13 protein-coding genes and 1 tRNA gene are annotated in these 11,941 nt (G+C 67.6%); 11 read left to right on the top strand and 3 right to left on the bottom strand.

The window, feature by feature from the left end; all coding sequences use genetic code 11:
* Nucleotides 1-168: 168 nt before the first annotated feature.
* From HP507_RS03215 to HP507_RS03250, 8 genes are all read left to right on the top strand, one after another.
* The gene (locus HP507_RS03215) at nucleotides 169-429 is read left to right on the top strand and encodes a hypothetical protein (RefSeq protein ID WP_175350413.1); all 261 of its coding nucleotides are present in this window, start codon (nucleotides 169-171) and stop codon (nucleotides 427-429) included.
* A gap of 32 nt (nucleotides 430-461) precedes the next feature.
* The gene (locus tag HP507_RS03220) at nucleotides 462-2,165 is read left to right on the top strand and encodes a DnaJ domain-containing protein (RefSeq protein ID WP_175350414.1); all 1,704 of its coding nucleotides are present in this window, start codon (nucleotides 462-464) and stop codon (nucleotides 2,163-2,165) included.
* A 1-nt stretch (nucleotide 2,166) separates the two neighbouring features.
* On the top strand, nucleotides 2,167-3,030 hold the full coding sequence (locus tag HP507_RS03225; RefSeq protein ID WP_175350415.1) for a toxin glutamine deamidase domain-containing protein: 864 nt from the start codon (nucleotides 2,167-2,169) through the stop codon (nucleotides 3,028-3,030).
* Nucleotides 3,027-3,314, top strand: a complete 288-nt coding sequence (locus HP507_RS03230; protein ID WP_175350416.1) for a hypothetical protein — start codon at nucleotides 3,027-3,029, stop codon at nucleotides 3,312-3,314. The genes HP507_RS03225 and HP507_RS03230 overlap by 4 nt, the downstream gene beginning before the upstream one ends.
* 118 nt (nucleotides 3,315-3,432) lie before the next feature.
* A complete protein-coding gene (locus HP507_RS18285; protein WP_175350417.1) occupies nucleotides 3,433-4,353 on the top strand; it encodes a DUF2690 domain-containing protein in 921 nt (306 codons plus the stop codon).
* 65 nt (nucleotides 4,354-4,418) lie between these two features.
* A tRNA-Val gene (locus HP507_RS03240) sits at nucleotides 4,419-4,491 on the top strand.
* 782 nt (nucleotides 4,492-5,273) lie between these two features.
* Complete coding sequence (locus tag HP507_RS03245) at nucleotides 5,274-6,464, top strand: hypothetical protein (protein WP_175350418.1); 1,191 nt, start codon at nucleotides 5,274-5,276, stop codon at nucleotides 6,462-6,464.
* Nucleotides 6,461-6,901 carry a hypothetical protein gene (locus HP507_RS03250; RefSeq protein WP_175350419.1) on the top strand — a complete coding sequence of 147 codons (441 nt, stop codon included), beginning with the start codon at nucleotides 6,461-6,463 and terminating at the stop codon, nucleotides 6,899-6,901. The genes HP507_RS03245 and HP507_RS03250 overlap by 4 nt, the downstream gene beginning before the upstream one ends.
* Nucleotides 6,902-6,946: 45 nt before the next feature.
* Here HP507_RS03250 and HP507_RS03255 read toward each other — a convergent pair whose 3' ends face one another.
* The gene (locus HP507_RS03255; protein WP_175350420.1) at nucleotides 6,947-7,963 is read right to left on the bottom strand and encodes a tyrosine-type recombinase/integrase; all 1,017 of its coding nucleotides are present in this window, start codon (nucleotides 7,961-7,963) and stop codon (nucleotides 6,947-6,949) included.
* Between the two features lie 68 nt (nucleotides 7,964-8,031).
* On the bottom strand, nucleotides 8,032-8,244 hold the full coding sequence (locus tag HP507_RS03260; RefSeq protein WP_217508450.1) for a helix-turn-helix transcriptional regulator: 213 nt from the start codon (nucleotides 8,242-8,244) through the stop codon (nucleotides 8,032-8,034).
* A 225-nt stretch (nucleotides 8,245-8,469) separates the two neighbouring features.
* Between HP507_RS03260 and HP507_RS03265 the strand changes: the two genes are divergently transcribed.
* The gene (locus HP507_RS03265; RefSeq protein WP_175350421.1) at nucleotides 8,470-9,195 is read left to right on the top strand and encodes a hypothetical protein; all 726 of its coding nucleotides are present in this window, start codon (nucleotides 8,470-8,472) and stop codon (nucleotides 9,193-9,195) included.
* Nucleotides 9,196-9,212: 17 nt separating this feature from the next.
* Here HP507_RS03265 and HP507_RS03270 read toward each other — a convergent pair whose 3' ends face one another.
* The gene (locus HP507_RS03270) at nucleotides 9,213-9,512 is read right to left on the bottom strand and encodes a hypothetical protein (protein ID WP_175350422.1); all 300 of its coding nucleotides are present in this window, start codon (nucleotides 9,510-9,512) and stop codon (nucleotides 9,213-9,215) included.
* A gap of 285 nt (nucleotides 9,513-9,797) precedes the next feature.
* Between HP507_RS03270 and HP507_RS03275 the strand changes: the two genes are divergently transcribed.
* Nucleotides 9,798-10,040: a hypothetical protein gene (locus tag HP507_RS03275; protein ID WP_175350423.1), complete on the top strand. Its 243-nt coding sequence runs from the start codon at nucleotides 9,798-9,800 to the stop codon at nucleotides 10,038-10,040.
* 1,167 nt (nucleotides 10,041-11,207) lie between these two features.
* On the top strand, nucleotides 11,208-11,915 hold the full coding sequence (locus HP507_RS03280; protein ID WP_217508451.1) for a DUF4839 domain-containing protein: 708 nt from the start codon (nucleotides 11,208-11,210) through the stop codon (nucleotides 11,913-11,915).
* Nucleotides 11,916-11,941 lie beyond the last annotated feature (26 nt).

Genomic DNA, 11,941 nt, shown 5'->3' on the forward strand with positions numbered 1-11,941 from the left:
CCGAGGCCGCTCGGACCGCAGCACTCGCTGCCGCGAACGCGGCCCGTCGGCGTCGGCGTGTCGTCCTCGCCGTCGCGGGCGGCGGGGCCGCGGTCGCCGTCGGCGCCACGGCCGCGGTCCTCGCCGCCCTGCACTGAACCACACCGAACACGAACCGGAGGCACCACCATGTCCCAGCTCTCGAACGTCAAGCAGCAGCTCACCTCGATCGGCAACGACGCCAAGACGACGGCAGCGGGCCTCGCCGGCTTCAAGTCGAAGTTCTCGAAGGCCGTCGGCCAGGTCGAGGCGACCATCGGCGGCACCGCCCAGGGCGTCGACAAGGAGATGGTCCAGACGCTCCAGGCCGCGGCGCAGCAGGTCGACGCCGCCATCGCCGCCCTGCAGCAGGCGTCACAGGCGGCCAACCGCTTCGCGACCTCGCTCTGAACCGGCTCGAACCCCGAGGACAGGACCGCACTATGGACCCCGAGACGCTCTACTCCCTGATCGGGATCGACCGGGACGCCGACCGCGAGACCATCGCCGCCGCCGTGCGGGCCGAACGACGGAAGTGGTCGCAGCGGCAGGGTCACCCGGACGTCGAGAAGCGCCACGAGGCAGACCTGAGGATCCGCGCCATCGGCGAGGCCGACCGGGTGCTCAGCGACCCCGAGCTGCGCGCAGAGTACGACGCGACGCTGCCGACGCCCGCGTCGCCGGAGCCCGCTCCGCAGCCCGCGCCCTCGCCGACGCCCGCGCCGTCGCCGACGCCCTCGCCGACACCGTCACCGGGGGCGGACGCCGGCCCGAGCGACGGCGAGCGCCCGTGGGAGGTCGGTCCCGGTCCGAGCGCCGGGGCTCCGACCAGCCCGTCCGACGACCCCGTCGGACGCGCCACGGCGTGGTTGCGCGCGAACCCGACGCTCGCTGCCGTCGTGGGCGGTGGACTCGTAGTCGTCCTCACCGTCATCATCGTCATCGGTGCGTCGGGAGCGCACCGCGGCTCCACCGTCGACGCCGGCCGCGCCGTCGCCGACACCTCCCAGCAGGACGACGACCAGGCCGCCGGTGCCGAGAGCACCGAGTCGGAACCGACCGCGACGCCGACGCCGACGCCGATCACCCTCGACGGTCTCAGCCCGTCGTACGCGAACGGGCAGCTCGTGACGTCGGAGGGTGTCGTGCTCCTGCCGGCCGGCGTCCAGTTCGCACCCGACGTCAGCGCGTTGGCCGACGGCGACGCCACGGCCGAGCTGAGCGGCACGGCGAGCGCGGAGGGGGCTGACGGCCAGCTGCCCGTCGCACTCGTCACCGTGTCGACGCCTGCGGTCGACCTCACGCCGGCCACCGTGGCGCAGGAACTCGTCTTCTACGGCACCGACGGTTCGACGGTGACCGGCGTCGTCCCGCTGACGACCTCGCAGGGCACCTCGTACGACGGGCCGTCCTACGACCTGCTCGGGTCGGACACCGGCGTGGTCGTGCTCGGCAAGGAGGACGAGGACGACGCGGCCGCCGACACGCTCACGGCGTACGACGCCTCGACGGCGGGGTCGGTGTGGTCGGCGCCGGGCCGCCCGCACCACACCGCGGAGGGCGTCGTCGTCACCGACGTCACCGCAGCCGCGGACTCCGACGGCGACGAGTGCCGGAGCGTGACGGGCTACGCGCTCGTCGACGGGCAACGGATGTGGGCGTACGACGCGGCGGCACTCGGGCTCGACGCGTGCTCCGACGTCTCGGTGAGCGACGACGACATGACCGACCGCTACGTGGAGCTCTCCGCCGGCTGGTCCGACGACGTGGTCGTGCGGACCGACACGGGGGCGCGCGTGCAGTGGCACGACGACCAGTACTCCAGCGGGGTCGTCATCGACCGGGCGACCGGTGCGGTGTACAGCCCGGCCTCGGACGACCAGCCGGCCGAGGTGTACGACCCGGTGAGCGGCAAGGTCCTCTGGTCGATGCCCGCCGACCAGGCGGGGTCACTCGACCTGTCGGTCCAGGCGCTCTACGACGGACACCTCTACGCCCAGACCACCGCGGCGAACGTGCTCATCGACGTGGGCTCAGGGTCGACCGTGGACGGCGGGTGGGACGTCACTCCCGGTCCGGTGGTGGACGGTCTGGTGCTGTACAGCGACGACACCCTGCGCCCGGTCGAGGGTGAGGGCGGCGAGTGACGTGAGCGGGCTGGAGGACGTCTGCGACACCCTCCGACGGATCGATCGCGAGGCGGTCGGCGTCGGTGCCGAGCTGCACCGCCGCTCCCGCGCACTGCACCAGGCGTCGCGGCAGACCGCGTCCGTCGCAGGGGCCGGGGGACTCCCGTCGCTCCTGCGCGACGCCGCCGAGTCCGTGACGCGCGCCGCGCTCCTGCTGGAACAGGCCGCGGCCCAGGGCGGCGCGTTCGTTGCGCGCAACGGTGCCGGGGGAGCACGGGCGACCGCTCGGGGTTCCGTCGTCGGTCCGGGCGTCACCGTGCACGAGGACGGCGGCGCCGGCGCACGGGACCGGTCGTCCGAGGTCCTCGACATCGCGCGGCTGCAGGCGCTCGTCGCCACCGCGAGGGACCCCGCGACCGGCCTGCTCGACCCGGGCCGGTTCGTCGCGGCGATCAACCCGGGACGGGATCGCACGTCGCCCGTCATCGGCCAGGACCCGTACGGCAACAACTGCGGACTGTGCGCCCAGGCGGTGGCGTTCGCGCTGAGCGGCAGACCCGCCCCGATCGCGTCGGGGAGCATCGTGGCGGTGGGTGCCGACGAGATGGAACGGTTCACCGGGGTCGCGCAGTCCCAGCAGTCCGTGCACTCGATCCCGGACGTCCTCCGACACATGCCGGCGGGCTCGCACGCCATCGTCGGCGCGGACTGGGAGACTGCGACGGGGAAGGTCGGCGGGCACTGGTTCAACGCCTACTGGGACGGGCACACCGTCTGGTACGTGGACGGACAGACCGGCGAGTGCTCGCCCTGGCCGCCGATGCTCCCGCACGAGCCGTACCAGTGGGATGCGTCGTTCTTCGAAGGAGTCCGTGCCGCATGATGACCGACGACGAACTGCTCGAGGTGCTCCTCCGGGTGATCCGCGACGTGGGCGGGGCGTCCGGCGGACTCGAGGTGCGGGGCGACACCGTCCCCGGGCCGGGACTCGTCCGCGGCTGGATCGTGGCGCGGGGCGGGAGTTCGTTCCTGCTGAGCGCCGACGGCGGGATGCTCCAGTACACCGAACCCGGCGTGTCCGACGACCGAGCGCTCGAGCTGTTCCGGGCCGGACGCCGATCGCAGGTGCCCGACGGAGCGCTCGAACGTGCCGGTTTCCGGCGATGACGACCGGCGGAGATCTCGTCCTGTGCCGAGCGGTCCTGCGCAGGTATCGTGAACTCCACTCGACTCTTCCCCGAGGACCGCGAGGCGATGCGCGTGGACCCGACCCCGAGGACTGGCTGTGACGACGAACGAACCGAACCCCCCGGAACTCCCGGCGGACCGCTACCCCGGTGCTGGCGCCCCGCTGGATGACGACGCTCCTGCCGACAGCGGAGAGCGGTTCGCTGCGGACTTCCGTGAACTGCGGATCCGCGCGGGCAGTCCGACGCTGTCGGCGCTCGCGCACTCGACGGGGGTGTCGAAGACCGTCCTGTCCGAGGCCTTCGCCGGGCGCCGTCTGCCGAGCGCTCGCACGGTGGCCGCGATCGTCGAGTCCTTCGGCGGGGACGTCCGCGCGTGGATCCAGCGACGGGACGCCCTCGACGCGACCCTCGGCAGTCGGGTCCCCAAGGAGCGGCCGTCGCTGGGGCGGGAGGCCCCGGTCGAGCCGGTCGTCGTGACGGGCCGTGCGCTCGTCCGGCGCCGAACGACAGTTCTACTGACGGTCGCGGCGTTCGTGATCGGCGCGGCGGCATCCGGCGTGGTGACGAACGTCGCCGTCGGTGGTTCAACGAACGCGGCTGGCGCGGCCGTGGCACCGTCCACGAGCACCACGAGTACGACGAACGGATCGAAGATCACCGTGGCGAACGGGACCGATCCCGCGGACACTGCCTGTGTCGACGACGCGAAGGTCGTCGCGAGCGAGGCGCGGAGCCACGACATCCAGTTGCAGATCATCTACTCCGCGGCTTGCCACGCCGCGTGGTCGAGAATCACCAGGTACGACGACCGGAGCAGCGGAAACACCGTCACGACGAGCATCTACCGCCAGATCGCGCCAAAAGCGGGCGACCGGCAGACGACGACGGAGGCTGACGCGCAGAGTGCGTACACGACACTCATCGTACGGCCGTCGGCGGAAACGCGGCTTTGTGCGGACGGCGCCATCACGATCGACGGTGCGACGATCGACGTCGGAGATCCGCTCTGTCTCTGACGGACTGCGAGTCAAGTCGCTCGTCGTCACGACGCAAGCTCATCGCCAAGTAGGATCAGCTTTGAGGGCTCTTAGCTCAGTTGGTAGAGCACTTCGCTTACACCGAAGTGGTCGGCGGTTCGAGCCCGCCAGAGCCCACTCGACGCCGGTAATGGCTGCGGCTCAAGCTGCGTATCAGCAACTCGGCAGGTCCGTGCGCTGACGCCAAGGCCAGCCTACGACTGAGCCGATTTCATCTTCTTGCAACTCTTCCGCCGACTGGACTCTTGATCAGCCGACGTAGAACTCGTGGGGCGCACGGGCCTGCACCGAGAGTTGTCCGCCAGGTCCACTACCGCCCACTGTGACTTTGAACGGCTGCCCCGAGCCGTGATTACGTCCAGCACATGCGCACTCGCAGAGCCACGCGTTCTCGGGAAGTCCGGTCTTCCAGCACGCTTCCACGCACTTCTCGACACCGCCGTATTGGACGACCTTCAGTCGGCCGTATCGTGCGGCGAGTCCGAGGATGACCGCATTCGTGTGCGGCCTCGAGACCGACCATGACCGGGAGCTGGGGGAGTAGTCAACCTGACCCCGCCGTGAAGCGTTGAACATGTCTCCGAGGATGGTGTAGCCGCGTCCGTTGCCTTCGAACAGCATGTTTTGAATCTCCGTGCGACCAGGACGAATCGTCACCGTGAGAACACCCATCCTCGGAGCCTAAAGGCTCTCGAGCGCTGCGCGCCGGAGGTCTGGTGCAGGATTGGGGCAAGGCGCATTTGTACGCGTCGCCTTCTTGATGACCTCCGGTCGGCGAGCTGACTTGCTCGACACCCGAACTCGGGGTCGCTTCGAAGGCCGACATGAGGGATCGTCGGTCGGATGGGGAGCGCGGCAGCCACTGGGTCGAGATCGTTGAGCCACCACGAGGTGATGCCGTGAGCCCCGACCAGCCAGGGACGATCGCGGTCACTCTGCAAGGGAGCCGCGTGATGATGGACCGCGTCGTCTTCGTCGAGCTGTTCGAGAACTCTGTCGTGAGTGCACGTGTTCCGTATCGCCACGCCCTCGAACGGTCAACGATCGGCTTCTCTGATCTCGTCGATCTGGCGCGCACCGCACAGGTGCCGTGGGCGCTTTGCTTCGCACCGCGCGAGCTGGTTCGAGTGCAGGTCGAAACGAAGACGCAGAAGCTGCTGCAAGGGCTGAGCAAGGACACCTTCGCCGTCAACTCGCGTGCGACCATCGAGCTCAGCGACGTCGAGCTCATCGTGAAGGATCTTGTGCGGAAGCAGATGATGCTGCGCACTCACGACGAGTCGCTCGCCGAGAACAAGATCGTTGGAGTCATTCGGAGGCCTCGGGCGACGATCGAGGAGGACGTGGCAGTGCTGCTCACGGCTCTCGATTTGGATGTGGCCCTACTCCGCTCGGCTCGATCGAAGGGTGCCGCCCTATCGTTTCTCATCGAGACGCTGGAGGCGCACCAGATCCTCGTCTCGCGCAGCGTCCGCGGCTTCATGCCGCAGCTCATCGAGGTCAAGTTCAGTGGTCTGACCATCAAGGACAGGAAGGTCCCGTACATCTTCCTCTCGCGGGGGAGCCACGGCGACGATGAAGAGCCGGAGGGGCGTCAGCTCTTCACGCTGACCCTCCTCACGGTCTTGGTCGCTCGCGGCATCTTCGCGCCGGTCACATACGACGGCCGGAACCTCGCGTCGAACCCGGGCCGCGAGTACGACATCGTTGGCGAGATCCTGATGCCGGTGGCGCAGATGAGAACGGTTTCGTCCGATGATCTCGGGGAGATCAGGAGTACCGCCGACTCGTTCAAAGTGACTCCGAGCGCGGTGGTCGTGCGCCTCCAGCGACTCGGGCTCATCAGTCGTTCCGGGGCTCAGCAACACCTCGAGGAACTTCGCGTCGAGTTCGCCAACCGGCCGAAGTCGCAGGGCCGCCAGCCGAAACCGGTGAACGGGGTCCGGACGTACAACGGCCGAGAGCTGTCCGTTCGAATGCTCGGCGCGCTGGATGCCGGCAAGATCACCGAAGGTGAGTTCTGCCGAGCGGTCTGCGCGAACAAGATCCGACCGCGAGAGATCCGGGACTTCCGGGAGGCACTCGGATGATGGGGACGTTCTACCTCCTCGACAACAACGTGTTGACGCGGCTGACCCCGGAGCAGCGCGCCTCGGCGTTCGTGCACGAGCAGTGTCGGCTACCGTCCGAGGTGCTCCACGAAGCACGATTCCTTCCGGACGTCGATTCGCTGCGCGCGCTCGAATACGTGACCAACGAGGGCGTCATCCAGCACCTCGCTGCTGTCCTCCAACGTGTTCCAGCTGACGACACGACCCTCATCGACCTCTACGCAAATCTTGGAAATGCCGACCCGTTGTTGCTCGCGTGCGCGCTTGACGCGCTGGCCGAGGCCGAGCTGGGCCTGTTCGGTGCGGAGTGGGTGGTGGTGTCGAACGACCGCGCCGTGGTGACGCTGGCTGGTGACCTCGGCGTGCAGACACTCTCGAGCGAGGAGTTCTCCTTGGCGCTCGGTGAGGATGGCTGAGACGGAGCTGCCAGGCCACGCCCGTTCGACTGTGCTCCCTCCGCCTCACGACGGGTCTCGCTCCTCCGAACGCTCGCGCCGAGCTCGCATCATCCGCGCGATGGCGGCCATGTCTCCGTCGTCGTTCATCCAGTGGGAGTAGCGGTTGACGGTCTGCTGTGTCGTGCTGTGACCGAGCCACACTGAGATGGTCTTGACGTTGATTCCGTCGCTCATCCACGCCGTTGCCGCGGTGTGGCGGAGGTCGTGGACCCGATGGTCCCCTGCCGTGGTCTTCCAGCGAAGGTCGCGGGTAAAGTTCGGTCCGCTCAGTTCAGAGCCGCCGGTCGACCGGAACAGGAACGCGTCGGGCGACTTGCCATCAGCGTGGCGCATCGCGATCTCCTCTGCGCTGCCCATGAGGGGGACCTTCCGGCTGCGGCGTCCTTTCGTCTGCTTCTCGGGGTATCCGTCGCTCTTCGAACGCTCGACCATGATGGCGGGGAAAGGGTTCGTGACGATGTTGCGGACACGGAGCGCCTTCATCTCTCCCCAGCGCAAACCGGTCTCCCGAAGAAACTCGACGATGTCTGCGTAGTTCGGGTTCAGGGCTCGCTGAGCCACGAGCATCGACCTGAACTCCGACTCGGTGAAGGGTCGGACGGTGTTCGCTTCCGTTCCGTCCCCGCGACCGAGCGGCGCATCCAGGACTGGGTTGTGCGAGATGTACGCCTCCCTCACCGCGTACGCGAAGACCCCACCGAGCGACTCCCGAATCCGCTTCGCGGTGCTGTGTCGCTTGGTGCGCACGAGATTGGCGACGTACCTCCGCAGCAGGCGACCGTCGATGGAGCCGATGGGAAGTCGCTTCAGCTGGTCTGCAACATGGAGGCGGAGATTGCTCTCGTCGGTGTCGTAGGTCTGCTGCGACACAAGTCCGCGCCGCTCGGTCAGGAATTCCTTGATGAGCTCGGCGAGCGTCATCTCGGCGTTCCGCGGGTCGGACCAGGTTCCGGACGCGAGACTCGTCTTCTGTCCGAGCTCCCAAGCGTCGGCGTCCTTCTTCCGGTCGAACGTCGCCATCGAGACCTGCTTGCCACGGTGGTAGACACGGGCTCGCCAACGTCCGTTGTCCGCTTTCTTCACGCTCATCAGGCTGCCCGCGACTCGTCGCTCAGCATGTGGAGCCATGCGTCGACGTCAGACTTCCGGAATCGGAGCGCCCGACCGATGCGAACACCCTTGGGTCCGCGTCCCTGGCTTCGCAGCGAGTAGAGCGTGCTCTTCGAGGTCTGCGTGTAACGGCTGAGTTCGTCCATCGTGAGCATGGGCTCGAGGTGGTGGTTCACACCGGCGTCGGTCATGGGTTCGATATGCGCGGACACAATCGGAGCGCCGCACGTCATGCAGCGGGTCTGGGTTTCGGTCATGGGAGGCCTATGCGTGACTCGTGCGATCGGCACCCGGAACGCAGGTTCCCCCCGGTCAGGCGGGAAGTCGGGATGGTCGTCGACATCCCGGTCCGTCACGATTGCACGCGAGATCGAGGTTGGAACGCCCGCCCCTTGCACATCTGGCACCCTTTCAGCGTGGCAACGATCATGACGAAGACGAAGGCAGCCGCGACCATCCGGAGCCATCTCGCCCAGAGCGGCGTCGATGCGACGAAGCTCGAGACGGTCACGAACACCGCTCAGCTCGTCATCCTCGAAGACGACCTCGTTGTTTCTGCAGCGTTGCTTCGGCCGCGCGGAGCGACCGCCGACCAGGTCCTGCCGGTCATCGAGCGAGCTGGGATGCGAGCGGTTCGGGTGTACGTGGTGTCTGCCTGGAACGAGGATGCAACTGTGGTCCTCGACGCTGTGGGCGTCGAGCGATTCAGTATCGGGCCGACCGGTGTGGTCACAGCGGACAACGTGTTGGCAGAGATCTCGGCTGCCTCGGGGACGCTGCTGGACGAGGCGAGTGCGCTCAGCGTTGTCGACGACATGGCGGCGACCGCGCACCGGCTCCAGGCTGCGGCGGAGCAGCTTCTCGACCTGGCGATGCGAGTTCGCGTCGCCCAACAGCGCGAGGCCCTCACGTCAACAGAATGGTTGGACGTCATGGACCTTCGCGGGCGGGTAGAGGAGGCGCGGAGGCTGCTCGCTGCTGCTCTCGATCAGGCGAAGGTCGCGGTGCCCTTCGGCCGTGTTCCGGCGGGTCGGATCGCTCGTTGGCTTCCGGTCAGATCTGCGGCCGAGAAGCTGGCAGAAGTGGTGAACGTTGGTCGCCGAGAGGTCGACACGTCGCTGAGGGCACTCGGGCAGGCGTAGTGCCGCCAATCCCGGCGTCAGGGCTCATTGGGCAGCTCCGTTAGGGTGCGTCGGATGAGCTCGTGGGAGAGCACGCCGATATGCGTTCCGGCGTGCAGGGCTTTGAGTGCTTTGATGAGCTCCTCCCGCGTGATGTTCGCGGCCTCCGCGCTGTCACAAACTTCGGCCGTGCGCACCCGCCGTCGGGTGCGTCGGATGACCTCGAACGCGGTCTCGTCTGACTCCGGATCCTGTGCGGCGAGAAGAACGAGTCGTTCGAGTTCACGTGAGGTCTGGAGCAGCACCCAACGTGCGCGAAGTCGAGATGCGATATCCATCCTCGTCCCTATGCGCGGAGTTCCTCGACCTGCTCCTCCGAGCCGCGCGAATTGGGCTCCGAAACGCCGTGCCCGAGCCAGCGCGAGCTCGCCAATTTCGCCCAGAACAGCAGCGAACTGCCGCTCGACGCGTCACCCATGTCGGAGACAGCGGAACCACTGCGCCTGGCGAGGTCAGTTGAAGAAACCTAACTTCGTGGCTCGCGGTGATGCGATTCTGCGAGGCCCCGTAGCTCGACTCCGACGGCGTACTCCGACGGGCAGGCCGCGAAGGAGACGAAGACGATGTTCACCATCGTCAACGCCACCGTCGATGCTGTGTGCGATCAGTTCGCGTGGCGGGAGTCGCCGTCGAACGGTCCGGTAAAACGGTCGAACGGGAGCGAAGACCGCGCGAAGATCGACACGCTCGGCAGGCAGGCGACCCGGTCGGTGAAGCGGACGCCGTTCTGCTCGAACTCAGTCGGGAAGCTCCGCCCGTCCTCGTTCCTTAACGAGGCTACGAACCTGGCGGGACGTTTGCCTTGACCACATCACGAAAGCACAGCGACGGCTTCACCAGGGTCAGCGTAGAAGGCGATGAGCCTTCTGCAACCATCACGGTCGAGCGGACACCACGCACTCGACCCGACCCCCACACAGGGAACGCCCGCTGGGAGCGAAGCGGACAGCGGGACAAGCCAATGCCACGCGGCCACTTCGAACACGCACCGGCAACGCCGGGGACGCGCCAGCGGACCCGGACAGAGTCCGACCCGCTGACCCGCCCGGCTGCCGGTCCGTGAACGTCGCGTCCGCTCGCCCGTGACAAAGTCGCGGGCGGACGTTGGCTTGTCCCGCTTCACCCTGCTTCGAAGGTCAGGTCACGGTGTCGTCGTGGAAGGTCAGTTCAGGTGGTTGTTCTCACTTTCCAGATGTCCCACGTCTCACCCGTCCTTCCCTCCTTGATCCCTTTCCTCCTGTCCCGGGAATCCGCCGCCCGGAATCTCGCCGCGCCGCTCGCGGCTACCGCCGGACCGCGGGCCGCTTCGCGTCCCGGGAAGTTCACGGACGGGACACCGCGACCGCGGGGCCGGGGGACACGGCGACCACCAACGCCCGGAGGTCGTGGCAAGCATCGACTCACGGGTGGATGAGACAGCGGCCGACCTAGGCGTCATTCCGGCGAGGAGCTGGCGCGCTTTCCCTTAAGGATGAGTCGGAGGTTCTTCGCGACGTCCTCCTCAAGGGCGTGCGGTCCCTCGCCGTCCCAGCCGTCTTCCCGAACCGGCATCGGATCGCCGAAGCTCGAGACGCTGTAACCGATGGCCCACACGCCGACTACAGGCTCCAGCCACCCCCGCGTGCGCTGCGATGGGAACGGTGTCCACCGGTTGACCCAGTGGTGCTCGGTCTTCTACACGAGAAGTCGGCCGTCTGAGTCAATCCACAAGCGGGCAAGATCCCATGCTCGTGCTGGCGAGAGGACGCCCTTCTTGTACTGCACGCCCAACGGTGTTGAGGGTGCCCCCTCGCGCAGTAGGAGGGCCGCGGCGTCGCGGCCAACACTAACGCCGGCATGGTGGAGGCCGGTGAACCACGCATCCGGCTTTACGCTGAGGGAAGCTCGGCGGACTGTCGGCGGGGATAGGGAGGGCCGAGATGACCGAGGAACAGCCGACGTACGAGACACGGACCGTGAAGTCCGTTCGCGGGATGGAGACCAGGACCCGGACGAGGTGGGAGCAAGACGGGTGGGAACTGGTCTCGATGACTCAGGGGCGGCTGCAGTCGCAGCTGGAGTTCCGGCGGCCGAAAAAGCAGATCGGTCGTCGCGCGCTTATCGCCGCCGGAGCGGGGGCCGCAGTGCTCATCGCCGTGATCGTGCTCGGCGCCACCGGGGTCTTCGGCAGTGACGAGGACGCACCGGCGGAGGCGAAGGCGCCGGCCAACTCTGCAGCGCCGAGCTCGAAGCCCGTAACCGCCGCCGCGAGCCCGTCAGATATCGCAACGCCCAACCCGACCACAAACCCCACGGCGGTCATCACGGCCGAGAACTCGCCCCAGTTCGCGGCGTTGCTGCAACTCACGAACACCTGCGACGCGTCAATCGCCGCCTTCGCTGGCGAGAACCGAGGGCGAGCCATCCAGTTCGACGGTTCTGTCGGCGCGATCGCTCCGCACGACGGGGCGACGACCCGGTTCGACATCCTGCTCGGCGCGGGCGACTTCAGCGAGACGTCCGCTCAGGGCCCGGCGTTCCAGTTCAACGACGTGAACACGACCTACGACATGCACTACAAGGGTGAGACGCCCGGCAGCATCGGCGTTGGAACAAACCTCGCAATCACCGCCGAGGTCCAGGACTACAACCCCGACCAATGTCTCTTCCATCTGAAGCCGGTTGAGACCGTGTTCCGGTAGATGTCATGCGCGCCCTAGCCGGACGA

This window comes from Curtobacterium pusillum (assembly GCF_013359865.1).
GTDB classification, from domain to species: Bacteria; Actinomycetota; Actinomycetes; order Actinomycetales; family Microbacteriaceae; genus Curtobacterium; species Curtobacterium pusillum.

Bases quoted from the DNA above. Each gene is read 5' to 3' on its own strand.
- HP507_RS03270 (WP_175350422.1), bottom strand. From the start codon at position 9,512: ATGGATATCGCATCTCGACTTCGCGCACGTTGGGTGCTGCTCCAGACC.
- HP507_RS03250 (WP_175350419.1), top strand. From the start codon at position 6,461: ATGATGGGGACGTTCTACCTCCTCGACAACAACGTGTTGACGCGGCTG.
- HP507_RS03215 (WP_175350413.1), top strand. From the start codon at position 169: ATGTCCCAGCTCTCGAACGTCAAGCAGCAGCTCACCTCGATCGGCAAC.
- HP507_RS03220 (WP_175350414.1), top strand. From the start codon at position 462: ATGGACCCCGAGACGCTCTACTCCCTGATCGGGATCGACCGGGACGCC.
- HP507_RS03260 (WP_217508450.1), bottom strand. From the start codon at position 8,244: ATGACCGACGCCGGTGTGAACCACCACCTCGAGCCCATGCTCACGATG.
- HP507_RS03230 (WP_175350416.1), top strand. From the start codon at position 3,027: ATGATGACCGACGACGAACTGCTCGAGGTGCTCCTCCGGGTGATCCGC.
- HP507_RS03255 (WP_175350420.1), bottom strand. From the start codon at position 7,963: ATGGCGACGTTCGACCGGAAGAAGGACGCCGACGCTTGGGAGCTCGGA.
- HP507_RS03275 (WP_175350423.1), top strand. From the start codon at position 9,798: ATGTTCACCATCGTCAACGCCACCGTCGATGCTGTGTGCGATCAGTTC.
- HP507_RS03280 (WP_217508451.1), top strand. From the start codon at position 11,208: ATGGAGACCAGGACCCGGACGAGGTGGGAGCAAGACGGGTGGGAACTG.